This is a genomic window from Streptomyces sp. HUAS MS02, assembly GCF_055702265.1.
Window position 1 is genome coordinate 1,492,079 of record NZ_CM146747.1, and the last position, 25,005, is coordinate 1,517,083.

The window sequence follows — 25,005 nt, forward strand, 5'->3', positions numbered from 1 at the left end:
CCTGGGAAACCCTCTGTGAGCAGGGCAGTTGGTCACTCGGTGGCGCGCCCGCACGGCGGTCCGGAGGACACCGGTGTTCCCGGCAGCAGGCTGCCGCGTTCCGCCGGACCGAGCCCGGCGCCGACACGGCAGATCTTCTCCAGGCGTGCCCCGGGGTCGAGGTCCCACAGCCGTACCGTCCCGTCGGTGCTGCTGCTGGCCACCGTCCGCCCGTCGGGCGCGAAGTGCACGCCCCACACGGCGTTGGTGTGGCCGGACAGCGTCGCCCAGGGCTGCCGCGCGTCCATGTCCCACAGCCGCACCGTTCGGTCGTTGCCACTGCTGGCGAGCATGTGGCCGTCCGGACTGAAGGCGAGGCCACGGGTGGAGCCGGTGTGTCCCATGAGGGCGGTCTCGAAACGACGCGTGCGCACGTCCCACAGGCGTACGGCGCCGTCGTTTCCACTGCTGGCGAGCGTGCGGCCGTCCGGGCTGAAGGCGACGCTTCTCACCGCGCCGGTGTGGCCGGGGAGTTCGGCCAGGGCCCGGTGCGAGGCGACGTCCCAGAACCGTACGGTCAGGTCGTCGCCGGCGCTCGCCAGGGTGCGGCCGTCCGGGCTGAAGGCGACGGCGTTGGCGTAGTCCTCGTGCCCTTCGAGGACGGCGATGTCGCGTCGTGCGGCGAGGTCCCAGAGGCGGACCGTACGGTCGGCGCCGGCCGAGGCGAGGGTCCTGCCGTTCGGCGCGAAGACGACCGAGAAGACCTCCCCGGTGTGACCGGTGAGTTCGGCCAGGAACTTCCGCCCGGCCACGTCCCACAGGCGGATCGTGCCGTCGGAACTCGCCGAGGCGAGGGTCCTGCCGTCGGGGGAGAACGCCACCGAGAAGACCGTCTCGGCGTGGCCGGTGAGCCTCTTGAGGAGGCGGTTGGTCCGTACGTCCCAGAGCCGCACCGTATGGTCGGTGTCGGCGGTGGCCAGCAGCTTCCCGTCGGGACTGTAGACCGCCTGCCAGACCTCCGTGAACGGACGTGCCGTCAGCACCGGCCCGCCCAGGTCCCACAGGACGACGGACTGGTCGAAGCCGGCCGTGGCCAGCCGGGTGCCGTCGGAGGTCACGGCGACCCCCATGACGTAGTCGGTGTGTCCGGAGAGCACGGCCGTCTGCCGGCCGCCGCGTACGTCCCACAGCCGGGTCGTGCCGTCGCCGACCGCGCCGATCACCGCCGTGCCGTCGGGCGTGTAGGCGACGGCGTTGATGTCGTCGCTGCTCCCGGTGAACACCGCGGTCTGCTCACGGTCGCGTACGTCCCACAGCCGTACGGTCCGGTCGACGCCGCCGGAAACCACGTGCCGCCCGTCCGGGGAGAACGCCGCGCCCAGCACTTCGTCGGTGTGGCCTTCGAGCACGTCGAGCCGTCGCGCGCGGTCGGTGTCGGTGTCGGTGTCCCACAGGCGTACGGTCCGGTCGGCGCCGGCGGAGACGAGTTTCGTGCCGTCGGGCGCGTACGCCAGCGCGTTGAGGGTGCCCTTGTGACCGGTGAGCGTGTCCGTGCGCCGGGGCGCGCGCCCGGTGTTCCAGAGTTCGACGGTCCCGTCTGCGGTCGCGACGGCGAGCACGCCGCCGCGCGGGTCGAAGGCCACCGCCCGGCTGGCCTTCGTACTGGTCGCGAGGACGGCCGCCCGACGGCGTTCGGAGACGTCCCAGAGGGTCACAGGGCCGTCCGTCGACGTCGCCGCGAGGGTGCGGCCGTCGGGGCCGAAGGCGACCGAGCGGACCCGGCCGGGGACGGTGAAGGTGGCCAGCGTCCGGTGGTCGCCGGTCGCGCGGCGCACGATGACGGTGCCGTCGGAGCTGGCCGTCGCCAGGGTCCGGTCATCCGGTGCGAAGGCCACGGCGTTGACCGGGCCTCGGTAGCCGCCGAGCCGGGCGGAGAAGGGCTGGGCCTGGGTGCTGAGGAGGGCGCCGCGTGCCTCCACGGTGGTGTCGGCCCGGTAGGCCTCCTCCGCCAGCAGCATCGACGCCTCCGGCCGACCCCCGGCGAGGGACGCGGACCGCACGGCGAGGGCCTGGGAGCGGGCGGCGCGCTCCTGGTCGAGGGCGCCCTCCCGCTGCTGGTAGGCGAGGCCGCCCGCGGTCACGGCGAGCCCGAGCAGGACGACGAGGGTGGCGAGCATGGACTGCCGCAGCCGGATCTGGCGTCCGGCCTGTCTGCGACGGCCGTCCTCCTCCGCCTGACTCGCCCTCAGGAACGCCTCCTCGCCGGGGCCCAGGCGGCTCCAGCCGTCGGACTCGTCGGCCCACGCCCGGACGGTCTCCAGCCGTGTGCCTCGGTAGAGGGCGGACGGGTCGCGGTTCTCGCGCTCCCATTCGGCGGCCGCGTGGGCGAGTTGCTGGTGCAGGAGGAGGCCGGCGCGGTCGGCGTGGATCCAGTCGCGCAGCCGGGGCCAGGCGTGCAGCAGTGCCTCATGGGTGATCTGGACCGTGTCACTGTCCAGGGTGATGAGCCGGGCGCGAACGAACGCGTCGAGCGCGGCGGCCGTGCCGTCCGCATCGCCGAGCTGTGCCATCAGGGCGGCCCGGCTCGTCCTGCGACGGGTTGCTCCGGCGCCGTCCGCGACGACCACCAGCCGGGACAGGATGCGGCGGATCGTCCGTTGCTCGGCCGGGTACAGCCCAGCGAACACGCTCTCGGCGGTGCGAGCGATGGCCCCTTGCATCCCACCGGCCCGCTCGTACCCGTCGACGGTCAGCGCGGAGTCCGTGCGGCGCTGCCAGGTGGCGAGCAGTGCGTGGGAGATGAGGGGGAGCGCGCCGGAGGGCGTCTCGTCGGCGCCGATCCCGTTGGGGTGCGCGGCACCGGCCCGGCCGGCGTGCGCGGTGTCCCGCATCGGTGTCTCCGGTTCGTCGCGCAGTCCGGCGTCGCGCAGGAGGAGCGGGACGAGGCCGGGTTCGAGGGTGACACCGGCGAGTTCGGCGGGGCGGGTGATCGCCTCCCGCAGCTCCGCCACGGACATGGGCGCCAGGACGAAGAGTCCGTCGGTGAGGACCGGGGTCAGTTCGGGCAGGCCCAGACAGCTGCCGGTGAAGTCGGCGCGGACGCCGAGCACCACGACGGCCGGGGCGAGCGTGTCGTCCCCCGGCCCGGTGGTCGCCAGGGCGCGCAGCACCCGGACGAAGGCACGGCGCTCCTCGTCGTCGGAGCAGAGCGTGAACAGTTCCTCGAACTGGTCCACGATCAGGACGGGGCGAGGGGGCGGGGGTCTGCGCTCCCCCGGGGCCGGGGGCGGTTCGTCCGCCATCGCGCCTACGGCGGCGAGCAGGGCGGCGGGGTCCTCCCGCACCGTCTCCGCGGTGATGCCGAGGTCGCCGCCGACCGCTTTGGCGGTACGTTCCACCAGCTCGTCGCAGGGGCGGGAGGTGGGGGTGAGCAGGACCACCGGCCAGCGGTCGGCGCCCGGCATGGGAAAGTCGCCGCGTTTCAGGGCGGGCACGAGGCCGGCGTTGAGCAGGGACGACTTGCCCGCGCCCGACGGGGCGACCAGCATCAGCGGTCCGCTGCCGACCCGTTCGAAGGCCCGTTCCACCAGGGCTGCCGTCGCGCGTTCCCGTCCGAAGAACCACTCCGCGTCCTGCGGGGTGAACGCCGACAGACCGCGGTAGGGGCACGTGCCGCCCGACTGCTGGGGCGCGGCCTCCCCCTCGGGTTCGCCGTGGCCGGGCGCCGCCTGCCGCACCACCAGCCGCAGTAACTCGCCCTCGGCGCCCAACACTTGGTCGCAGAGGCGGGCCACGTCGACGGTGGCGCGTTTCGTACCGGTCTCGATCTTGCTGAGGTAGCCCTTGCTGTAGTGGGTCTGCCGGGCGAGGTCGGTGAGGGAGAGGCCGCGTTCCTGCCGCAGTCGTCTCAATTGTGCGGGGAAGGACGACGTGGTCGGCGCGTCGCGGTCTCGTTCGTCGCGATGGTCTGTCGCAGGTCCGTGCTGCGGGTCCCCCAAGGCGTCCCCCAAGGCAGGTGCGTCCCATGAGACGCGGATGCCAAAGGTTACTGTCGGGGCGGTAGGGGCAGCCAAGCCATTCACCCGGAGTGGCGAAAACACGAACCTCCGGAACCGAGGGCCGATGCGGTTCCGGACGTTCGCGGCTCGGGTCGGTGGGCGTCAGGTCAGGATGACCGCACAGGAGCTGCTGGTGGCCCACCCGTGTGAACTGATGTTGTTGTCCACCGGCGCGCCGTTGCTGAACCGGCTGTGCGCCAGGTTGTCGGCATACATCTCGCCCGGCAGGAGACAGGCGTGGCCGCCGCCCCGGCGGGCGTGCTCGAAGAACTGGGCGACGCCGAGGGTGCCGGTGTAGCCGCGGTTCATGACGGACGAGGCCCTGTCATCGGCCTCGGGCCCCCAGTCACCGCTGTCCGGAACGGGCAGCAAGGTGCCCGAGCAGTCGGGGTCGTCCCAGGCGTAGATCTTTCCGTTGCGCGGGCCCCACTTGCTGTCGCAGACGGGACCGGCGGTGACACTGTCGGCCGCGTGCGCGGCCGTGGCGGGCACGGCGAGGCCGAGCGCGGCGAGTCCCAGGGCCGCCGCCGTGACGGTGAGCTTGCGCATCGTGTTCCCCCTAGTGACTGAATCGTCAGGCCCTTGCTCGTGATGTGTGACGCGCCGTTGCACCGGGGCGGGCGGCCCGGGGTGGTCAGGCCCGGGCCGCCCGTACCGGCCGGACGGGTCAGGTCAGGGTGGCGCCGCAGCCGCCGTTCACCCACTGGTGGGACCTGATGTTGTTGTCCACGATCTCGCCCGTGGTGAACGTGTTGTCGGTCAGGTTGTCGGCGTAGAGCTCGCCCGGGTAGAGGCAGGTGTGTCCCCCGCTGTAGTTCTCCAGGAAAAAGAACTTGACGATGGACAGGTTGCCGGTGTAGCCACGGTTCATGACGGACGACGCCCTGTCGTTGGCGCCACCCCAGTTGGTGCTGTTCCCCGCGGCGACGACAAGGGGGTTGCCCCCGCAGTCCTGGGCGTCCCAGGCGTACATGTTGCCGTTGCGGGCGCCCCACTTGCTGTCACAGACGGGACCGGCGACGGCGCTGTCGGCCGCCTGTGAGGTGGCGGCGGGTACGACGACACCCAGGGCGGTGAGCCCGAGGAGGGCTGCCGTGACGGTGAACTTGCGCATGGTGGTTCCCCTCGTTTTCCGTTGTGTGCGTGGGTGGTGCAGAGCGGTGGACCCGCCCAGAGCGTGAGGTGCTCAGTCACGCTCCGGAACGATGCGCACCGCCCGGTCGTAGGCCCGCTGACCGAGGCGTCGGTACGTGTCGACGTCCTTGCCGTATCGGTCGCGCAGGCGGTCCTCGTAGTACGTCTCCCGGGCCGAGGCCACGGTCCGCAGGGACGTCTCGCGGGCGCAGGTGGCGTCCGCGACGGCGGTCTTTCGCTCGGCGGCGAACGCCTCGTCGGCGCGGGCCTCGCCCAGTCGGCTGGTGTTGACCCGGATGGCGTCGCGTGCCGCCTGCGGGTCTTTGTAGGGCTGTCCGGCCTTCTTCATGCACCGGGACCAGGACGTGATGGCGGCAGTGAGCTGACGGTCCTTCATCAGCTCTTCGCCGTAGAGGCCGTTGAGGCTCGTGGCGACCTTGCCGGTGCGGAACCATTCGGCAGGGTCGCCGTAGAGCTCGCGCTCGGCCTCCTCCGTGCAGCCGCCGATGCGCTTGCGGATCTCGCCGCTGCCCCCCGGTAGGGGCGCGGTGAGGATACGGGCGTCGTCGCCTCCGTCGAGCGCGAGGTCGAAGGCTGCGCGCCGGGAGGTGGAGAGGCTCTCGCGGTAGGTACCGATGGGGTTGCTCTCGCGGACCTTCTGGCTCTTGGCGTCGATCCGGCCGCCGTACCCGTACGTACGGGCCCACTCGACGTCGTCCTGGACGTAGCGCACCGGGCGGCTCTCGCGCAGGGTCAGGGTGCGGTCCTCCCAGTACTCGAAGCCCTGGCGGTTCATGCACTGCTTCGTCAGGCGCTGCTGGGCGTCGTTGACGCGCAACTCCTGCTGCCAGGTCAGCGGCTGCGGGCGGGCCTGACGGGCGGCCGTGGTGGCCGAACCGGGCTTGCCCGCGTCGGTGTTCTCGGTGCATCCGATCGCGCCGGCCGCCACGACCGCCACGACTGTCCACAGAGACATGAGCGTGCGCCTCATGGGTCCCCCCTGGCCTCGCCGGTCCTGCTCGCCGCCTGCTGACGAAGCCAGAGTTGCCCCGCCGGAACACCGGGGTCGACCGGTTTCCCGTTGCCCTCCGGTGCGGTGGCCGGGAAACCGGTGGCGGCCAGGGGAAACAGAGGGCGGCAGGCAACGCCGGAGTCATGACCGGCTCATGCGGGACTCATGGTCGACTCAAAGCGGAAGCCCTTCTCACAGAAAGCCTGGCCCAATCCATTGACGCGCCCATGCCCCCCTCCTATCTTCTGACCGAAGTTCCGCACGATGTACGACATACCGAACAAAACAACATCCTCACGCCTCAGGGCAGTTCACGCAGAAATGGGACGAGCGTTGAACAGAACCCTCAGGGCGGTCCTCGCCCTCCTCACCTCGGTGGCCGCCCTCCTGGGGCTCACCACCGCCTTCGCCGGCGCGGCCGGAGCCGCCCACCCGCCGGCGGGGCAGGCGACGCGCTACACGATGACCGCGTTCACGAACAGCAGCGAGTCGAACATGTACGTCTACGACTCGCCGGACGCGACCGGCTTCACCCTCCGCAAGGGGCCCGCGTACACCCCGCCCTCCGGCCTGATCCGTGACCCCAGCATCTTCAAGCACACGGACGGCTACTACTACCTGACCTACACCACCCGCACCTGGTCGGCGCTCTCCACCACCATCGGCTTCGCCCGCTCCACCGACCGTCTCAACTGGACCTTCCTCTACGACTACACGGTCCCGATCAGCGGTCTGCAGCGCACCTGGGCGCCGGAGTGGTTCGTCGACACCGACGGCAGCGTCAACATCATCCTGTCCGCGTCGATCGCCGCCGAGGGCGAGTACATCTTCAAGCCGTACAAGCTGACGGCGACGAACTCCGCCCTCACCGCATGGTCGGCGCCCACCCGGCTCTCCGGCATCGGCCCGAACTACATCGACACCTTCATCGTCAAGATCGGCTCCACCTACCACGCGTTCACCAAGAACGAGACGACGAAGTACATCGAGTACGGCACCGCCTCCAACCTCACCGGCCCGTACACCATCACGAGGACGGGCAACTGGGCGGGCTTCGGCTCCGGCATGGAGGGCCCGGCCCTGGTCCAGCTCGACAACGGCGGCTGGCGGATCTACTACGACGCCTACGGCGCCGGGCAGTACTGGTACAGCGACAGCTACGACAACTTCGCCACCTGGTCGACCCCGACGCAGCTCCCGGGCCTCACCGGCTTCGTACGCCATCTGACGGTCCTCAAGGAGACGGTGGCCGGCGGCGTCACCCTCCCCACCAACACCACCCGCTCCCTCCAGTCCGTCAACTACCCGGGCCGCTACGCCGTGGTGCGCTCCGACAGCCTCGGTTACGTCGACCCGGTGACGTCCTCCAGCACGACCGCCGTCAAGCAGAGCGCGACCTTCACGATCGTGCCCGGCCTCGCGGACGCCAACTGCTACTCCTTCCGCGACTCCTCGGGCCGCTACCTGCGGCACTGGGACTTCCGGCTCCGCTTCGACACGAACAACGGGACGACCGTGTTCGCCAAGGACGCCACGTACTGCGCCCGCCCGGGCACGACCTCCGGCTCCGTCCGCCTGGAGTCGTACAACTACCCGGGCCGCTACATCCGCCACTACAACTACGAACTGCGCGTGGAGACCTACCAGGCCACAGACACCTTCCGAGCCGACAGCAGCTTCACAGCGGTGAGCCCCTGGGCGTAACACCACCGAACAAGCCGAACAAAGCCCCCCGCGCCCCCACTCTTCTAGGGGCGCGGGGAACTGCGCGAGAACCCCCACCGGACCCGCAGATGGGGGTCAGAGGGGCGCAGCCCCTCGAGGATGGGACGGGTAGGGGCGGCGAGGGCGAGAAAAACTCGCCCCCGCCCTCCCCCTAACCCACCGCAACAGCCCCCGGCGCCGCCGCATACCCCGCAGGCCGCCCCGTGAACGTCCCCCGCCCCTGCGTCCGGCTGCGCAACCGCGTCGCGTACCCGAACAGCTCCGCCAGCGGCACGACCGCGGTGACCACCACAGACCCACCCCGGGTCACAGAATCCGTCACCCGCCCCCGCCGAGCCGCGAGATCCCCGAGCACCCCACCCACGGCATCCGCGGGCACGGTCACCGTGACATCGGCGACAGGCTCCAGCAGCCCCATCACCGCCGCCCGCATGGCCGCCCGGAGCCCGAGCCGCCCGGCCGTACGGAACGCCATCTCCGAGGAGTCCTTGGAGTGGGTCGCCCCGTCGGTGAGGGTGACGCTCAGCCCAGTCACCGGGTGCCCACCGAGCGGCCCCTCGGCGAGCGCGTCACGACACCCGGCCTCGACCGCGCGCACGTACTCCTGCGGCACCCGCCCGCCCACGACGGTCGAGCGGAAGACGAAGCCCGTGGCGGCACCGTCACCGTCGGCCTCCGCGGGCGGCAGAGGCGCCACGTCCAGCACGACATGCGCGAACTGCCCGGCCCCGCCGTCCTGTTTGACGTGCCGGAAGACCAGCCCCGACACCCCACGCACGACCGTCTCGCGATAGGTCACGCGCGGACGACCGACGGCCACCTCCAGCCCATGGCTCTGCCGCACCTTCTCCACGGCCACCTCCAGATGCAGTTCGCCCATGCCGGACAACAGCGTCTGCCCGGTCTCGGGGTCGGTCCGCACCACGAGCGAGGGGTCCTCCTCGGCGAGCCGTGCGAGAGCCGTGGCGAGCCGGTCGGTGTCGGTGCTCCGGCGCGCCTCGACGGCCACCGACACCACCGGGTCGGCGACGGACGGCGGTTCGAGGAGCAGCGGCGCCGCCGGATCGCACAGCGTCGTCCCCGCGCGGGCGGCCTTCAGCCCGACCACCGCGACGATGTCGCCGGCCACGGCCCGCTCCAGTTCGGCGTGCCGGTCGGCCTGGACCCGCAGGATCCGGCCGATCCGCTCGGTGCGCCGCGTCCCCGCGTCCAGCACGGTGTCCCCCTTCCGGATCGTGCCCGAGTAGAGCCTCACGTACGTCAGCCGTCCCGTGGCCGTGGCGCTCACCTTGAACGCCAGGGCCGCGACCGGCGCCTCGGCCTCGGCCGCCCGCTCCTGCTCCGTGCCGTCGTGCGTGCCGCGTACGGCCGGCACGTCCAGCGGCGACGGCAGATACGCCACCACCGCGTCGAGCAGGGGTTCGATGCCACGGTTGCGGTAGGCGGAGCCGCACAGCACGACGACTCCCTCGCCCGTGCGGGTGAGGTCGCGCAGCGCCGCGGCGAGCGTCCGCGCGGAGAGCGTGCCCCGTTCGCAGAACTCCTCCAGCGCCGTCGGATGCAGTTCGGCCACCGCTTCCTCCAGCCGCCGCCGTCGCCGCCCGGCCTCGTCCTTGAGGTCGTCGGGGACCGGCCCCTCCTCGGCCGTCTCGGATCCGTCCGCCCACACCAGCGCCCGCATGCGCAGCAGATCGACCACACCGACGAACCCGTCCTCCGCACCGATCGGCGACTGCACCACCAGCGGGACCGGGTGGAGCCGCTGCCGGATCGACTCGACGGCCGTGTCCAGGTCGGCGCCCGCGCGGTCCAGCTTGTTGACGAAGGCGATGCGCGGTACGCCGTGCCGGTCGGCCTGCCGCCACACCGACTCGCTCTGCGGCTCGACGCCCGCGACCGCGTCGAACACCGCGATCGCGCCGTCGAGCACGCGGAGCGAACGCTCCACCTCGTCGGCGAAGTCGACGTGGCCGGGGGTGTCGATCAGGTTGATCCGATGCCCGTCCCAGGCGCAGCTCACGGCAGCCGCGAAGATGGTGATGCCCCGGTCGCGTTCCTGCGGATCGAAGTCGGTGACGGTCGTCCCGTCGTGGACCTCGCCCCGCTTGTGCGTGGTCCCGGTGGCGTAGAGGAACCGCTCGGTGACGGTGGTCTTGCCGGCGTCGACATGGGCGAGGATGCCCAGATTCCGCACGGCGGTCAGGGGGTTGGCGATGGTGTTGACGGTGCTGCGCATGGCCCGTGGCCTTTCAGCTGAGCTGTTTCAGGGCAGCGCGATTCCCGTGCGTGGGCGCCGTGCGAAGACGTCAGGCGTGCGTCACGGGTTCCGGTACCGGCCGCGCAGCGGGCACCGGACGGACGAGGACACGAGGATCACCTCGTACAGGGAACGGGGAACGACGACAGCGGTGCGCTTGCACATGGCCGGGCTCCCCTCTCTCGTCGTTCGGTGGGGCGAGTCTAGAGAGAAGATCGGGGCCGGGGCATCGCATTTTTCGCCCCCGGGGCACCCGACGACACCCCGGGACGACGAAAAACCCCACCGACCGGAAACCGGTCGATGGGGTCGATGTCGATCTGCGCTGTATCTGGTGTCCGAGGGGGGACTTGAACCCCCACGCCCGATAAAGGGCACTAGCACCTCAAGCTAGCGCGTCTGCCATTCCGCCACCCGGACTAGGTGTCTGCCGCCTGGCCGGGGGTGTTCCCCGCGGCGACATGGACAACAATACCAAGGTTTCGGAGTGCCTTTCACCTGCATATCGGGGCTTCGGGCGGGGCCGTGCGGGCCTCGACGGGCGGGTCCGCACGGCCTCACCAAGGGTGATCGGACGGTCACGAACAGGCCACCGAGGGCCGGGTCAGGCGACCGACGGCATGAGGCGGTACTCGGGAAAGTTCCCCGGCAGCCGCTCCCCCGCCGGGCCGCGCGTGACGGCCTTGACGAGCAGGTCGCCGCCGACGAAGGCGCCCCGCCAGGACGCGCCGAAGCCACCGAAGAGCTCGTCGCGGTCGCCTCGGGAGCGCGGCTCGCCGTGGCCGACCTTGAAGGCGCGGATCTGGGGTGCCAGCCGCTCGTACGTCGCCCGGTCGTCGGTGGACAGGGTGGCGACGAGCGCGCCGTTCGAGGCGTTCATGGCGGCGAGCAGTTCGGCCTCGGTGTCGACCAGGACGATCGTGTCGACCGGGCCGAAGGGTTCCGCGTGGTGCAGCGGGGAGGACGGGGGCGGGTCGAGGAGGGTTACGGGCTGGACGTACGCGCCGGTGTCCTGGCCGGGCAGGAAGCGCGCGTCGGCGAGCCGGCCCCGGTGCAGCGGGACGGCGCCCCGGTCGACGGCCTCGGCGACCTGGTCGGTCAGTTCCTTGGCCTTGGCCGCGTTGATGACGGGTCCGAAGTCCAGGGTCGGGTACGGGTCGTCGGGGTGCTCCACGGCCAGCGGGTGGCCGACGCGGAGGGTGCGGACCGCCGGAAGGTAGGCGGCGAGGAACTCGTCGAACAGCTCCCGTTGGACGACGAAGCGCGGGTACGCCGTGCAGCGCTGTTTGCCGTAGTCGAAGAGTTTGGGGACGACGGCGGTCAGGGTGTCCCAGTCGGTGTGGTTCCAGATGCCCCAGGTGTTCAGGCCCTCCTGTTCCAGGACGTGGCGTTTGCCGAGGTCGGCGACGGCGGTGGCCACGGCGGCGCCGGTGTCGCGGCCGCCGACGAAGGAGACGCAGCCGATCTCGGGGGCGCGGACGAGCGCGTCGGACAGTTCGCGTCCGCTGCCGCTGACGAGGGTGACGGGGACGCCCTCGCGGGCTGCGAGGGCACTGGCCAGGGTGAGACAGGCGACGCCGCCGTCGGTCGGGGTCTTGGCGATGACGGCGTTGCCTGCCAGTGCCTGGACCAGCATCGCGTGGACGAGCACGCTCATCGGGTAGTTCCAGCTGGCGATGTTGGAGACCGGGCCGTCGAGGGGGACGCGCCCCTCGACCATGGGTTCGATGCCGTCGACGTACCAGCGGACGCCGTCGATGGCCCGGTCGACGTCGGCCTGGGCCGGCCGCCAGGGCTTGCCGATCTCCCAGACGAGGAGCAGGGCGAGCAGTTCGCGGTGCTGGGTGAGGGCGTCGAGGGTGGCGGCGACCCGGTCGCGGCGTTCGGCGAGGGGGACGTGGCGCCAGGCCCGGTGCTGGTCGAGACAGGCCCGGACGGCGTGGTGCGCGGTGGCGCCGTCCAGTCGGGGCGGGCCCGCGACGGGGGTGCCGTCGACGGGGCTGGTGGCGGGCAGTGCCCGGCCGTCGGCCTGCCAGGAGCCGTTCCAGAGGTTGAGGACCCGGTCGTCCCGGAATGCCTCGGGGGCGACGGCGAGGCAGCGCCGCCAGGCGTCGGTCCAGGCGGTGCCGGATTTGAGGGTGAGGGTGGGGGCCATGTCACGCACTGCCTTCCAGGGCGGCGAGCACCAGCCGGGCGGTCTCGGTGGGGGTGTTCCCGACCCGTACCCCGGCCGCCTCCAGCGCCGCCTTCTTCGCCCGCGCCGTACCGGAGGAGCCGGACACGATCGCGCCGGCGTGGCCCATCGTCCTGCCCTCGGGGGCCGTGAAGCCGGCGACATAGCCGACGACGGGCTTGGTGACGTGGTCGCGGACGTACGTGGCGGCCCGTTCCTCGGCGTCGCCGCCGATCTCGCCGATGAGGACGATCAGTTCGGTGTCGGGGTCGTCCTGGAAGGCGGCGAGGCAGTCGATGTGGGTGGTGCCGACGACGGGGTCGCCGCCGATGCCGACGCAGGTGGAGAAGCCGATGTCGCGGAGTTCGTACATGAGTTGGTAGGTGAGGGTGCCGGACTTGGAGACCAGGCCGATGCGTCCCGGCTTGGTGATGTCGGCGGGGATGATGCCCGCGTTGGACTGGCCGGGGGTGATCAGTCCGGGGCAGTTGGGGCCGACGATCCGGGTGCCCTTGGCCTGCGCGTAGGCCGTGAAGGCGACGGAGTCGTGGACGGGGATGCCCTCGGTGATGACGACGGCGAGGCCGATGCCGGCGTCGGCCGCCTCGACGACGGCCGCCCTGGCGAAGGCGGGCGGGACGAAGACGACGGTGACGTCGGCTCCGGTGACCTCGATGCCCTCGGCGACGGAGCCGAACACGGGGACGACACGGTCGTCGAAGTCGACGGTGCGACCCGCCTTGCGGGGGTTGACGCCGCCGACGACGTTCGTGCCGGCCGCGAGCATGCGGCGGGTGTGCTTCATGCCCTCGCCTCCGGTCATGCCCTGGACGAGGACCTTGCTCTCCTTGGTGAGGTAGATGGCCATGTCCGGCTCCTCAGTTCGCGTGGGCGAGGTCGGCGGCGCGACGCGCGGCGCCGTCCATGGTGGTGGCCTGATGGACGAGGGGGTGGTCGCGGTCGTCGAGGATCGCCCGGCCACGTGCGGCGTTGTTGCCGTCGAGGCGGACGACCAGGGGTTTGGTCAACCGGACGCTGTCCAGGGCCTGCACGATCCCGTCGGCGACCGCGTCGCAGGCGGTGATCCCGCCGAAGACATTGACGAGGACGGACTTCACGTCGGGGTCGGAGAGGACGACGGAGAGGCCGTCGGCCATGATCCGGGCGGAGGCGCCGCCTCCGATGTCGAGGAAGTCGGCGGGGCGGGCGCCGCAGCCCGCGACCACGTCGAGGGTCGACATGACGAGTCCGGCGCCGTTGCCGATGACGCCGACCTCGCCGTCCAGTTTCACGTAGGTGAGGCCCTTGGCGGCGGCCGCCGCCTCCAGCGGGTCGTCGTGCGCGAAGCCCTCGTCGCCGAGGCGGGTCCGGCGGAAGCTCGCGTTGTCGTCGAGGGTGACCTTGCCGTCGAGGGCGAGGATGCGGCCCTGCTCGGTGCGGACGAGCGGGTTGACCTCGACGAGGAGGGCGTCCTCACGGGTCAGCACCTGCCAGAGCCTCATCAGGACGTCGACGGTCTGCGGGGGCAGGCCCGCCGCCTCGGCGATCTCGGACGCCTTCGCGGAGGTGACGCCCTCGGCGGGGTCGATCGGGATCCGGGCCACCGCCTCGGGCCTGGTCGCCGCCACCTCCTCGATCTCCATGCCGCCCTCGGCCGAGGCGATCGCGAGGAAGCGGCCGGCGGCGCGGTCGAGGACGTACGAGACGTAGAACTCGCTCTCGATCGCGACGGGTTCGGCGACCATCACCGTGCGGACGGTGTGGCCCTTGATGTCCATGCCGAGGATCTGCCGTGCCGTCAGTTCGGCGGCTGCGGGGTCGGCGGCGAGCTTCACCCCGCCCGCCTTGCCGCGTCCGCCGGTCTTCACCTGGGCCTTGACGACGACGCGTCCGCCGAGCCGGCGGGCGATCTCGCGGGCGTCCTTGGGCGAGTCGGTGACCTCCGCCCTCGGCACCGCTATGCCGTGTTCCTCGAAGAGTTCCCTTGCCTGGTACTCGAACAGGTCCATTCCGGCTCCTGACTCAAAAGTGCCGCACGCCCCCTGGACACCACCCACCGGATGCGGGATAACAAGCTTCATACAGTATTCGTCGACTGTATGCAATCAACCGCGAGAGCACTCCAACCGCACCGAAGCCCCCCTCGAAAAGCCTTCGAAAAGCCCTCGAAAACCCTACGAAGGGACAGGACTTCGCCATGCCAGACGGCAACAGCCAGGACCTCATTTCCGGTGGTCACCTCGTCGCGAAGGCACTCAAAGCGGAGGGTGTGGAGGTCATCTACACCCTGTGCGGCGGCCACATCATCGACATCTACGACGGCTGCGTCGACGAGGGCATCGAGGTCGTCGACGTCCGTCACGAACAGGTCGCCGCACACGCCGCCGACGGCTACGCCCGCATCACGGGCAAGCCCGGCTGCGCGGTCGTCACCGCCGGCCCCGGCACGACCGACGCCGTCACCGGCGTCGCCAACGCCTTCCGCGCGGAGTCCCCGATGCTGCTGATCGGCGGTCAGGGCGCGCACACCCAGCACAAGATGGGGTCCCTCCAGGACCTGCCGCACGTCGACATGATGACGCCCATCACCAAGTTCGCGGCGACCGTGCCGGACACGGCCCGCGCCGCCGACATGGTGTCCATGGCGTTCCGCGAGTGCTACCACGGCGCCCCCGGCCCCTCCTTCCTGGAGATCCCGCGTGACGTCCTCGACGCCAAGGTGCCGGTGGAGAAGGCACGCGTGCCGAAGGCCGGCGCCTACCGGGCCTCGACCCGCTCGGCCGGCGACCCCGACGCCGTCGAGAAGCTCGCCGACCTGCTGGTGCACGCCGAGAAGCCCGCGATCCTGCTGGGCAGCCAGGTGTGGACGACCCGCGGCACCGAGTCCGCCATCGAGCTGGTGCGCACGCTGAACATCCCGGCCTACATGAACGGCGCGGGACGCGGCACCCTCCCGCCCGGCGACCCGCACCACTTCCAGCTCTCCCGCCGGTACGCCTTCTCCAACGCCGACGTCATCGTCGTCGTCGGTACACCCTTCGACTTCCGCATGGGCTACGGCAAGCGGCTGTCGCCGGACGCGACCGTCGTCCAGATCGACCTCGACTACCGGACCGTCGGCAAGAACCGCGACATCGACCTCGGGATCGTCGGCGACGCCGGGCTCGTGCTCAAGTCGGTGACCGAGGCGGCCTCCGGGCGCATCAACGGGGGCGCGTCGAAGCGCAAGGAGTGGCTCGACGAGCTGCGCGCCGCCGAGCAGACCGCCATCGAGAAGCGGCTGCCCAGCCTGAGGTCCGACGCCTCGCCCATCCACCCCTACCGGCTGGTCAGCGAGATCAACGACTTCCTCACCGAGGACTCCCTCTACATCGGCGACGGCGGCGACATCGTCACCTTCTCCGGTCAGGTCGTGCAGCCCAAGTCACCCGGGCACTGGATGGACCCGGGCCCCCTCGGCACCCTCGGCGTCGGCGTCCCCTTCGTGCTCGCCGCCAAGAAGGCGCGGCCCGACAAGGAGGTGGTGGCCCTCTTCGGTGACGGCGCCTTCTCCCTCACCGGCTGGGACTTCGAGACTCTCGTCCGCTACGACCTGCCCTTCGTCGGCATCGTCGGCAACAACTCCTCGATGAACCAGATCCGTTACGGCCAGGCCCAGAAGTACGGCCTGGAGCGCGAGCGCGTCGGCAACACGCTCGGCGACGTCCACTACGACAAGTTCGCCCAGATGCTGGGCGGTTACGGCGAGGAGGTCCGCGACCCCGCCGACATCGGCCCCGCGCTCCGGCGCGCCCGTGAGTCCGGCAAGCCGTCGCTCATCAACGTCTGGGTCGACCCGGACGCCTACGCCCCCGGAACCATGAACCAGACGATGTACAAGTGAGGTGACCTCGGCATGACCAAGGCTCTCGAAGGCATCCGCGTCCTCGACATGACGCACGTCCAGTCCGGCCCGTCCGCCACCCAACTGCTCGCCTGGCTCGGCGCGGACGTGGTGAAGCTGGAGGCGCCGACCGGGGACATCACGCGCAAGCAGCTGCGCGACCTCCCGGACGTCGACTCCCTCTACTTCACGATGCTCAACTGCAACAAGCGGAGCATCACCCTCAACACCAAGACCGAGCGCGGCAAGGAGATCCTCACCGAGCTGATCCGGCGCTCCGACGTCATGGTCGAGAACTTCGGCCCCGGCGCGGTCGACCGCATGGGCTTCACCTGGGACCGCGTCCAGGAGATCAATCCGCGTATCGTCTATGCCTCCATCAAGGGATTCGGGGACGGTCCGTACACCAACTTCAAGGCGTACGAGGTCGTCGCGCAGGCCATGGGCGGGTCCATGGCGACCACGGGCTTCGAGGACGGACCGCCGCTGGCGACGGGGGCCCAGATCGGCGACTCGGGCACGGGCATCCACACCGTGGCGGGCATCCTCGCGGCGCTGTACCAGCGCGAGAGCACCGGGCGCGGCCAGCGGGTCAACGTGGCCATGCAGCACGCCGTCCTCAACCTCTGTCGGGTGAAGCTGAGGGACCAGCAGCGGCTGGCACATGGCCCGCTCCGTGAATATCCCAACGACGACTTCGGCGACGAGGTTCCCAGGTCCGGGAACGCGTCCGGCGGCGGTCAGCCCGGCTGGGCCGTCAAGTGCGCGCCGGGCGGGCCGAACGACTACGTGTACGTCATCGTGCAGCCCGTCGGCTGGCAGCCGCTCAGCGAACTCATCGGCCGGCCGGAGCTCGCGGACGACCCCGAGTGGGCGACGCCGGAGGCCCGTCTGCCCAAGCTCAACAAGATGTTCCAGCTCATCGAGGAGTGGTCGTCCACCCTGCCCAAATGGGAGGTGCTGGAGCGGCTCAACGCGCACAACATCCCGTGCGGGCCGATCCTCTCCACCAAGGAGATCATCGAGGACGAGTCGCTGGTCTCCAACGAGATGGTGGTCACCGTGCCGCACCCCGAGCGCGGTGAGTTCGTGACCGTCGGCAGCCCGCTGAAGCTGTCCGACTCCCCCGTGGACGTGATCAGTTCACCCCTGCTCGGCGAACACAACGAAGAGGTCTACGTCGGCGAGCTGGGGCTCGGCGTCGAGGAGCTCCGCCTGCTCAAGTCGAACGGAGTGATCTGATTGATGGCCGAAGACCGGGGCGCGCGGGTGCGTGAGCTCCTCGACGCCGTACGGGCCGAGGGCCGGAGCGCGCTGACCGCCCCCGAGGGCAAGGTGATCGCCGACGCGTACGGGATCGCCGTACCCGGCGAGGAGTTGGCGCGGGACGTCGACGAGGCGGTGTCGTACGCGGCACGCTTCGGCGGACCGGTGGTGATGAAGATCGTGTCGCCGGACATCCTCCACAAGACCGACGCGGGCGGGGTGATCGTCGGGGTGGAGGGCGCGGCCGACGTACGGGCCGCGTTCCACACGATCGTCGACAACGCGCGCGCGTACGCGCCGGACGCCCGGATCGAGGGCGTCCAGGTGCAGGAACTGCTGCCGAAGGGGCAGGAGGTGATCGTCGGCGCGGTGACGGACCCGACGTTCGGGAAGGTCGTCGCGTTCGGGCTCGGCGGTGTCCTGGTCGAGGTCCTCAAGGACGTGACGTTCCGGCTCGCCCCGGTCGACGCGGACGAGGCGCTGTCGATGCTGGACTCGATCCGCGCGGCGGAGGTGCTGCGCGGGGTGCGCGGGGCGGCGGCGGTGGACCGGTGGGCGATCGCCGAGCAGATCCGCCGGGTCTCCGAACTCGTCGCGGACTTCCCGGAGATCGCCGAGGTGGACCTCAACCCGGTGATCGCCACCCCGGAGGGCGCGGTCGCGGCGGACATCCGGGTGATCCTCGCGGAGTCGGTGCCGAAGCCGAGGCGCCGTTACTCGCGCGAGGAGATCCTCACGTCGATGCGCCGCCTGATGCAGCCCGCGTCGGTGGCCGTGATCGGCGCCTCCAACCAACAGGGCAAGATCGGCAACTCGGTGATGCGCAACCTCGTCGACGGAGGTTTCGCCGGCGACATCCATCCGGTGAACCCCAAAGCCGATGACATCCTGGGCCGCAAGGCGTACAAGAGTGTCACGGACGTTCCCGGTGAGGTGGATGTGGCGGTCTTCGCGATCCCCGCCACGTTCGTGGCCCCGGCGCTGGAGGAGGTGGGACGCAAGGGCATCCCCAACGCCGTCCTCATCCCGTCGGGCTTCGCGGAGACCGGCGAGCACGAGCTCCAGGAGGAGATCCTGGCGATCGCCGAGCGGCACGGCATCCGGCTGCTCGGGCCGAACATCTACGGCTACTACTCGACCTGGCAGGACCTCTGCGCCACGTTCTGCACGCCCTACGACGTCAAGGGCGGGGTGGCGCTGACCTCGCAGTCCGGCGGCATCGGGATGGCCATCCTGGGCTTCGCGCGCACCACGAAGACGGGTGTGTCGGCGATCGTCGGCCTCGGCAACAAGTCGGACCTGGACGAGGACGACCTGCTGACCTGGTTCGGCGAGGACCCGCACACCGAGTGCATCGCCATGCACCTGGAGGACCTGAAGGACGGGCGGGCCTTCGTGGAGGCCGCGCGGGCGACCGTCCCGAAGAAGCCGGTCGTGGTGCTGAAGGCGGGCCGTACGGCGGCGGGCGCGAAGGCGGCGGGCTCGCACACGGGCGCGCTGGCGGGCGACGACGCCGTGTACGAGGACATCCTCAGGCAGGCCGGTGTCATCCGGGCGCCCGGCCTGAACGACATGCTGGAGTACGCGCGCGCGTTGCCGGTACTGCCGACGCCCCGGGGCGACAACGTCGTGATCATCACGGGGGCCGGCGGCAGCGGTGTGCTGCTGTCCGACGCGGTGACCGACAACGGGCTCACCCTGATGGAGATCCCGCCGGACCTGGACGCGTCGTTCAGGACGTTCATCCCGCCGTTCGGGGCGGCCGGCAACCCGGTCGACATCACCGGGGGCGAGCCGCCGTCGACGTACGAGGCGACGATCCGGCTGGGCCTTGCGGACCCGCGCGTCCACGCGCTCGTCCTCGGCTACTGGCACACCATCGTCACTCCCCCGATGGTCTTCGCGGAGCTCACCGCGCGCGTGGTGGCCGAGTTCCGCGAGCGCGGCATCGAGAAGCCGGTCGTCGCGTCGCTCGCGGGCGACGTCGAGGTGGAGGAGGCCTGCCAGTACCTCTTCGAGCGGGGGGTCGTGGCGTACCCGTACACGACCGAGAAGCCGGTGGCCGTACTCGGCGCGAAGTACCGCTGGGCGCGGGCCGCGGGGTTGCTCTGATGGGCGCGTCGGCTGTGAGTCGGCCGGGGGTCCGGGGGTTGGCCCCCGGGCGTGACACTGCCCGCTGGGCGCGGGCCGCAGCGCTGTTGGGAGGCGGTCGATGACCTGAGCGACGGCTCGAACCACGGGGCCTGCGGCGACCGCTCACCGCGGGCCCCGGCGCAGAGAAGCACGGACAGGGGGCGCTGGCCAGACTTCTTCCACGCGGAGGGTTCGATCGACATGGCGACAACTGACATCTCCACACCCGTCCCCTACCGGGAGGTGACGGACGCAGGCGGCCGGATGTACCGGATCGGCGAGTCCGACCTGGACATCATGGGGCGCAAACGCAAGTGGATGGTCATCCTGCCGTGGGTGGGCATGATGGGCATCAGCTCGGCGGAGTACGCGTTCGCGTCCGCCGAGGAGACCCTGCACACGGCGCACAGCTGGAGCAACCAGCACATCTTCTGGATGCTGGGCGTCTGGGTGTTCTTCCAGGCCGCGGTGGCCTTCCCGGCCGGCAAGCTCCGGGAGAGCGGCAGACTCCCCGCCCGCTGGGCGATGATGCTGGGCGCCGTCGGCACCCTGCTCGGGTACGTGTCCCTCGCGTTCGCGCCGCACGTCGTCGTCGCGTACATCGGCTTCGGCATGTTCAGCGGCATGGGCGCCGGCATGGTGTACGCGACCTGCGTGAACATGGTCGGCAAGTGGTACCCCGAGCGCAAGGGCGGCAAGACCGGCTTCGTCAACGGCGGCTTCGCCTACGGTTCGGTGCCCTTCGTGTTCATCTTCACCGGGTACATGGACCTGACGAACTTCCGCTGGGTGCTCGTCTGCGTCGGTGTGTTCCTCGCGGCCGTCGTCGCCGTGGCGGGCTACTTCTTCCAGGACCCGCCGAAGAACTGGTGGCCTGCCGAGGTCGACCCGCTGCGCAAGCCGGACGACCCGCGCGCGCGGCGCGCGCTGGAGAAGAACCCGCCGGCCGTGAAGCAGTACACGCCGAGCGAGGCCTGGCGGACGGGACGGGTCGCGCTGATGTGGTTCTGTCTGCTGTGCACCTCGGGTGTGAACATCTTCGGCATCGCCTTCCAGGTGCCGTTCGGTGACGAGGCGGGCTTCGCGGGCGGGATCGTGGCCACCGCGATGTCCCTGAAGGCGATCGTCAACGGCACGGGACGCGGGGTCATCGGCTGGCTCTCCGACCGTTACGGCCGCAAGCAGTGCCTGATCTTCGTCTGCATCGTGCTGGGCCTGGCCCAGTACGGCATCCTGTGGTCCGGCACCATCGGCAACCTGCCGCTGTTCCTGGTGTTCTCCAGCATCTCCGGTTTCGGCGGAGGCGCCATCTTCCCGATGTTCGCGGCGATGACCGCGGACTACTTCGGCGAGAACAACAACGCCTCCAACTACGGTCTGGTCTACAGCTCCAAGCTGGTGTCCGGTCTGCTCGGTTCCGGCATGGGCGCCGTGGTCGTGGGCGCCTGGGACTACGCGGGTGCCTTCGTGCTCGCCGGTTCCATCTCCCTGTTCGCCGGGTTCGTGGCGGTCTTCCTGCACCCGCCGGGGCGGCCCCGCAACCGGCGCATCGCTCCCAACCCCCGTCCGCTCGGTGACGAAGCGGCCTGACGTCTTCCGCGTACGGCAGGCGGCCCGCCCCGTGGTGCGGAACCTCGGGGCGGCCGCCTGCTGCCGTTCTCGTCCGGTGTCGGGGTCAGCACTTCTCCCGCAGCGAGTGCAGGTGCTCGCTGGAGCGGCGGGCGAAGGAGAAGGACTCGGAGGGGTTGTCGTGCTCGGCCTGCCAGTGGTGGGCGAGACGGTGGCCCTTCAGCCGGGTGACGGCCGAGATGAACTTCTGGTAGTCGATGTCGCCGTCGCCGACGTCCGTCATGCGGTAGCCGAAGGGGTTCGACGGGTCGCTCTCGCCGTCCTTGACGTGGAAGAGCGGGTAGCGGTTCGGGCGCCGCAGGACGTAGTCGAGGGGCTCGAAGGGCGCGGAGGTGCCGTCGGGCCGCTTCGAGAACCGGAACTGGGCCACGTACGCCCAGAAGATGTCCATCTCCAGGAAGACCAGGTCGGGGTCGGTCTCGCGGAGCAGCACGTCGTAGAGGCGCACCTTGGGGTTGTCGGTGGCGAAGGAGAACTCCTCGCTGTGGTTGTGCTGGTAGAACTTCATGCCCCGTGCCCGGGCCGCCGCGCCATAGGTGTTGAACTCGTGGGCGGCCCGCTTCATCGCGTCGACGGTCATGCCGTAGCGGAAGGGACCGGCGGCGGTGCCGATGTGCTTGAGGCCCAGGGCCTGGGCGTCGTCGAGGACCTTGGTCAGGTTCTGGGCGAAGGTGTACGCGGTCGGGTCGCTGGAGTAGTAGCCGACGTGGCTGCCGATCGGGGTCAGGCCGTGGTTGCGGGCCAGGCGCTTGAGCTGGGCGAGGGTGATGGGGCCTGCCGAGCCCTGGGTGTAGCCGGCGAACTCGACCTCGTCGTAGCCGTACTTCTCCAACTCGGCGAAGACGGGCGCGAACCCGAGGGTGGAGACCTTGTCGCGCAGACTGTAGAGCTGGATGCCGAGGCGGCCGGGCGGGAGGACGGGGCGGCCCCGGCCCTTGCCCGCGGCCGCGGAGTCGGTGCCCGCGGCGGCCTGCGCCGGGGCGGCCGCGCCCAGCAGGGCGGCGACCGTGGCGCCGGCGGCCACGCCGAGCATGCCCCGTCTGCTGAGGCGGTGGGTGAGCTCGGGATCGGGCTGGTACATGCGGCTCATGCTGGAACTCCTCTGGGTGGGCGGGCGTTGTCAGTGGTGAGTGCTTCACTTGTGACCAGTCAGGACCCTTGGGTCCTGGGCACCGGTCAGGACAGACCGGCAAGTCGGAGCAGGAGTGCTTTCACATCGGTGGCCGCCACACGGTCACCGACGGCTCGGGGGGTGGAGCAGATGATGAGCGGACCGTCGTCGTCGCTCACGGGAAGGCGGCCGTGGCTGCCGCGAATAGGCGAGGGGTCCAGCGGCACGACCGCCATGCGGTAGCGCAGACCGAGTTTCTTGCGGGCCAGTGCCGTGGCCGCCTTGAGCTTCACCAGCGGATCGAGCGGGTCCATGAACAGCTCGACCGGGTCGTAGCCGGGTTTGCGATGGATCTCGACGAGGCGTGCGAAGTCGGGCGCACGGTCGTCGTCGAGCCAGTAGTAGTACGTGAACCAGGCGTCCGGCTCCGCGACGGCGACGAACTCGCCGGAGCGCGGATGGTCGAGGTGATGGGCCTTCTTGCCCTGGTCGTCGAGGAGTTGATCGATCCCGGGGAGACCCGCGAGGGCTTCCCGGGTGGCATCCAGATCCTCGGCGCGGCGTACGTACACATGGGCGATCTGGTGGTCGGCGACCGCGAAGGCGCGTGAGGCCATCGGGTCGAGGTACTCCATGCCGTCCTGGGTGTGCACGTCGAGGAGGCCGGCGCGGCGCAGGGCGCGGTTGATGTCGACGGGACGGTTCACGCGGGTGATGCCGTACTCGGAGAGCGCGACGACGGTACGGCCTTCGGCGCGGGCGTCGTCGAGCAGGGGTGCCAGGGCCCGGTCCAGGTCGGCGGCCGCCTTCAGGGAGCGCGGGTCGTCGGGGCCGAAGCGCTGCAGGTCGTAGTCGAGGTGGGGGAGGTAGCAGAGCGCGAGGTCGGGGCGGCGGGTGCGGACGACGTGGCGGGTGGCGTCGATGATCCAGCGGCTGGATACCAGGTCGGCGCCCGGTCCCCAGAAGTGGAACAGGGGGAACGTGCCGAGTTTCGCGGTGAGTTCGTCGTGCAGGGCCGGGGGGCGGGTGTAGCAGTCGGGTTCCTTGCGGCCGTCGGAGTAGTAGATCGGACGGGGGGTGACGGTGATGTCGGTGTCGGCGCCCATGGCGTACCACCAGCAGATGTTGGCGACGGTGTAGCCGGGGTGGGCGCGGCGGGCTGCGTCCCAGAGTTTGTCGCCGGCGACGAGGCCGTTGTGCTGGCGCCAGAGCAGGACGTCGCCGAGTTCGCGGAAGTACCAGCCGTTGCCGACGATGCCGTGTTCGGCGGGGAGCGTGCCGGTCAGGAAGGTGGACTGGGCGGCGCAGGTGACGGCGGGCAGGACGGTGCCGAGCGGGGCGAGGGAGCCGGATTGTCCGAGGGTCTTGAGGTGGGGCATGTGGTCGAGGAGACGGGGGGTGAGGCCGACGACGTCCAGGACGAGGAGAGGGGTGGGCCCGGCGTCGGCTCGCGGAGGTGTGGCGGCCTCGGGGCTCATGGCAGCTCCTTGAGGCCGAGGTCCGCCAACAGGTCGCGGGCGAGGGCGAGTTCGGCGGCGATGCCGTCGGCCAGCTGGGCGCGCGTGCTGGGGCGCAGTTCGGGGGGCAGGGCCTGCCAGGTGTAGGTCTCGACCTCCAGATGGCGGGTGAGCGGGTGGGCGCCGCCGACCAGGTGGGCGAGGGCGGCCTTGAGGACCGGGAGGGTGGAGGTGAGGGGCGCGGCGGGGGCCGCGTGCAGCGGGACGTGGAAGTGGGCGCGCCAGGGGGAGGCGTCGGGCAGCGTGTCGCCCGTGAGGGCTTCGCCCAGGTCGTCGGTGCCGCGCAGGCCGACGGCGGTGGAGGTACGGGTCTGGTGCAGGAAGCGGGGCTCGTCGAAGGCGGCGAGGGCTTCGCGGACCTCGGGGAGGTGCGGGTGTTCGGCGTGCAGGGCGGCCGAGAGCTGGGATTTGACGATGGGGACACGGGCGCGGGTGAGGGCGTCCAGGGCGGTGTGCGGGTCTTCGAAGGAGGTGGCGAGGTGGCAGGTGTCGACACAGATGCCGATGCGTTCGTGGCCGATGTCGGTCAGGGGTGCGATGGCGTCGGCGGTGGTCTCGACGGTGCAGCCCGGTTCGGGTTCCAGGCCGATGCGGATGGAGCGGCCGGTCAGCTCGGCCACGACGTCGAGGCGTTCGGCGAGGGTGCGCAGGGCGGTGCGGGACCGGGCGGCGCGGCTGTCGTCGTAGGCGGTGCGCCAGGCCAGCGGCAGGGTGGAGACGGTGCCGTCGGTGACGTCGTCCGGGAGGAGCTGGGCGAGCACCCGGGCGAGGGAGGTGGTGTGGTCGAGCCGCTCGGGGTCGGCCCAGTCCGGCTGGTAGACGCGGTACTTGACCTCCTCGGCGCCGAAGCCCTGATAGGGGAAGCCGTTGAGGGTGACCACCTCCAGGCCGCGCCGGTCGAGTTCGGTGCGCAGGCCGCGCAGCGCGGCCGGGTCGGTCACCAGGGCCGCGGCGGCGTCCCTGGCCAGCCACAGGCCGATGCCGAGGCGGTCGCGGCCGAGGCGGCGGCGGACGGGCTCGCAGTGGTCGCGGAGCTGGGCGAGGACACCGTCGAGGGTCTCGGCCGGGTGCACGTTGGTGCAGTAGGCGAGGTGGACCGTGGAGCCGTCGGGGTGGCGGAAGCGCATG

At 70.9% G+C, this 25,005-nt stretch carries 16 protein-coding genes and 1 tRNA gene; 5 read left to right on the forward strand and 12 right to left on the reverse strand.

All coding sequences use genetic code 11. From position 1 onward, the window contains the following. Positions 1–32 precede the first annotated feature (32 nt). The 4 genes from ACZ9QC_RS06455 to ACZ9QC_RS06470 form a co-directional block, all read right to left on the reverse strand. Positions 33–3,977 carry an nSTAND1 domain-containing NTPase gene (locus ACZ9QC_RS06455; protein WP_472921615.1) on the reverse strand — a complete coding sequence of 1,315 codons (3,945 nt, stop codon included), beginning with the start codon at positions 3,975–3,977 and terminating at the stop codon, positions 33–35. A 162-nt stretch (positions 3,978–4,139) separates the two neighbouring features. Then, a complete protein-coding gene (locus ACZ9QC_RS06460; RefSeq protein WP_472919236.1) occupies positions 4,140–4,586 on the reverse strand; it encodes a hypothetical protein in 447 nt (148 codons plus the stop codon). A gap of 118 nt (positions 4,587–4,704) precedes the next feature. Beyond that, complete coding sequence (locus ACZ9QC_RS06465; RefSeq protein ID WP_472919237.1) at positions 4,705–5,151, reverse strand: hypothetical protein; 447 nt, start codon at positions 5,149–5,151, stop codon at positions 4,705–4,707. Between the two features lie 72 nt (positions 5,152–5,223). Continuing rightward, positions 5,224–6,147, reverse strand: a complete 924-nt coding sequence (locus ACZ9QC_RS06470; RefSeq protein WP_472919238.1) for a hypothetical protein — start codon at positions 6,145–6,147, stop codon at positions 5,224–5,226. Positions 6,148–6,516: 369 nt separating this feature from the next. Between ACZ9QC_RS06470 and ACZ9QC_RS06475 the strand changes: the two genes are divergently transcribed. After that, positions 6,517–7,887, forward strand: a complete 1,371-nt coding sequence (locus ACZ9QC_RS06475; RefSeq protein WP_472919239.1) for a glycoside hydrolase family 43 protein — start codon at positions 6,517–6,519, stop codon at positions 7,885–7,887. Positions 7,888–8,059: 172 nt separating this feature from the next. Here the strand turns inward: ACZ9QC_RS06475 and fusA are convergent, their stop codons facing one another. The 5 genes from fusA to sucC form a co-directional block, all read right to left on the reverse strand. Continuing rightward, the gene (fusA, locus tag ACZ9QC_RS06480) at positions 8,060–10,144 is read right to left on the reverse strand and encodes an elongation factor G (RefSeq protein WP_472919240.1); all 2,085 of its coding nucleotides are present in this window, start codon (positions 10,142–10,144) and stop codon (positions 8,060–8,062) included. Positions 10,145–10,497: 353 nt separating this feature from the next. Next, positions 10,498–10,585: transfer RNA gene (locus ACZ9QC_RS06485), tRNA-Leu, on the reverse strand. A 184-nt stretch (positions 10,586–10,769) separates the two neighbouring features. Continuing rightward, on the reverse strand, positions 10,770–12,320 hold the full coding sequence (locus tag ACZ9QC_RS06490; RefSeq protein ID WP_472919241.1) for an aldehyde dehydrogenase family protein: 1,551 nt from the start codon (positions 12,318–12,320) through the stop codon (positions 10,770–10,772). Between the two features lies 1 nt (position 12,321). Further along, positions 12,322–13,206: a succinate--CoA ligase subunit alpha gene (gene sucD / locus ACZ9QC_RS06495; protein ID WP_472919242.1), complete on the reverse strand. Its 885-nt coding sequence runs from the start codon at positions 13,204–13,206 to the stop codon at positions 12,322–12,324. Between the two features lie 10 nt (positions 13,207–13,216). Continuing rightward, positions 13,217–14,347, reverse strand: coding sequence for an ADP-forming succinate--CoA ligase subunit beta (sucC, locus tag ACZ9QC_RS06500; protein WP_472919243.1), 1,131 nt, complete (start codon positions 14,345–14,347; stop codon positions 13,217–13,219). Positions 14,348–14,535: 188 nt separating this feature from the next. Between sucC and ACZ9QC_RS06505 the strand changes: the two genes are divergently transcribed. From ACZ9QC_RS06505 to ACZ9QC_RS06520, 4 genes are all read left to right on the forward strand, one after another. Further along, entirely contained in the window at positions 14,536–16,221 is a 1,686-nt protein-coding gene (locus tag ACZ9QC_RS06505; protein ID WP_472919244.1) for a thiamine pyrophosphate-binding protein, read from the forward strand. 12 nt (positions 16,222–16,233) lie between these two features. Further along, a complete protein-coding gene (frc, locus tag ACZ9QC_RS06510) occupies positions 16,234–17,463 on the forward strand; it encodes a formyl-CoA transferase (RefSeq protein WP_472919245.1) in 1,230 nt (409 codons plus the stop codon). 3 nt (positions 17,464–17,466) lie between these two features. Beyond that, positions 17,467–19,599, forward strand: a complete 2,133-nt coding sequence (locus ACZ9QC_RS06515) for an acetate--CoA ligase family protein (RefSeq protein ID WP_472919246.1) — start codon at positions 17,467–17,469, stop codon at positions 19,597–19,599. A 222-nt stretch (positions 19,600–19,821) separates the two neighbouring features. Beyond that, on the forward strand, positions 19,822–21,210 hold the full coding sequence (locus tag ACZ9QC_RS06520; RefSeq protein WP_472919247.1) for an OFA family MFS transporter: 1,389 nt from the start codon (positions 19,822–19,824) through the stop codon (positions 21,208–21,210). Between the two features lie 85 nt (positions 21,211–21,295). Here the strand turns inward: ACZ9QC_RS06520 and ACZ9QC_RS06525 are convergent, their stop codons facing one another. The 3 genes from ACZ9QC_RS06525 to eboE form a co-directional block, all read right to left on the reverse strand. Next, a complete protein-coding gene (locus ACZ9QC_RS06525; RefSeq protein WP_472919248.1) occupies positions 21,296–22,339 on the reverse strand; it encodes a sugar phosphate isomerase/epimerase family protein in 1,044 nt (347 codons plus the stop codon). An 86-nt stretch (positions 22,340–22,425) separates the two neighbouring features. Further along, positions 22,426–23,838 carry a nucleotide pyrophosphatase/phosphodiesterase family protein gene (locus ACZ9QC_RS06530; RefSeq protein ID WP_472919249.1) on the reverse strand — a complete coding sequence of 471 codons (1,413 nt, stop codon included), beginning with the start codon at positions 23,836–23,838 and terminating at the stop codon, positions 22,426–22,428. Next, entirely contained in the window at positions 23,835–25,004 is a 1,170-nt protein-coding gene (gene eboE, locus ACZ9QC_RS06535) for a metabolite traffic protein EboE (RefSeq protein ID WP_472919250.1), read from the reverse strand. The genes ACZ9QC_RS06530 and eboE overlap by 4 nt, the downstream gene beginning before the upstream one ends. Position 25,005: the final 1 nt, after the last annotated feature.

Coding starts and splice junctions, on each gene's coding strand:
- ACZ9QC_RS06460 (WP_472919236.1), bottom strand. CDS start 4,586: ATGCGCAAGCTCACCGTCACGGCGGCGGCCCTGGGACTCGCCGCGCTC.
- ACZ9QC_RS06465 (WP_472919237.1), bottom strand. CDS start 5,151: ATGCGCAAGTTCACCGTCACGGCAGCCCTCCTCGGGCTCACCGCCCTG.
- ACZ9QC_RS06470 (WP_472919238.1), bottom strand. CDS start 6,147: ATGTCTCTGTGGACAGTCGTGGCGGTCGTGGCGGCCGGCGCGATCGGA.
- fusA (WP_472919240.1), bottom strand. CDS start 10,144: ATGCGCAGCACCGTCAACACCATCGCCAACCCCCTGACCGCCGTGCGG.
- ACZ9QC_RS06490 (WP_472919241.1), bottom strand. CDS start 12,320: ATGGCCCCCACCCTCACCCTCAAATCCGGCACCGCCTGGACCGACGCC.
- sucD (WP_472919242.1), bottom strand. CDS start 13,206: ATGGCCATCTACCTCACCAAGGAGAGCAAGGTCCTCGTCCAGGGCATG.
- sucC (WP_472919243.1), bottom strand. CDS start 14,347: ATGGACCTGTTCGAGTACCAGGCAAGGGAACTCTTCGAGGAACACGGC.
- ACZ9QC_RS06505 (WP_472919244.1), top strand. CDS start 14,536: ATGCCAGACGGCAACAGCCAGGACCTCATTTCCGGTGGTCACCTCGTC.
- frc (WP_472919245.1), top strand. CDS start 16,234: ATGACCAAGGCTCTCGAAGGCATCCGCGTCCTCGACATGACGCACGTC.
- ACZ9QC_RS06515 (WP_472919246.1), top strand. CDS start 17,467: ATGGCCGAAGACCGGGGCGCGCGGGTGCGTGAGCTCCTCGACGCCGTA.
- ACZ9QC_RS06520 (WP_472919247.1), top strand. CDS start 19,822: ATGGCGACAACTGACATCTCCACACCCGTCCCCTACCGGGAGGTGACG.
- ACZ9QC_RS06525 (WP_472919248.1), bottom strand. CDS start 22,339: ATGAGCCGCATGTACCAGCCCGATCCCGAGCTCACCCACCGCCTCAGC.
- ACZ9QC_RS06530 (WP_472919249.1), bottom strand. CDS start 23,838: ATGAGCCCCGAGGCCGCCACACCTCCGCGAGCCGACGCCGGGCCCACC.
- eboE (WP_472919250.1), bottom strand. CDS start 25,004: ATGCGCTTCCGCCACCCCGACGGCTCCACGGTCCACCTCGCCTACTGC.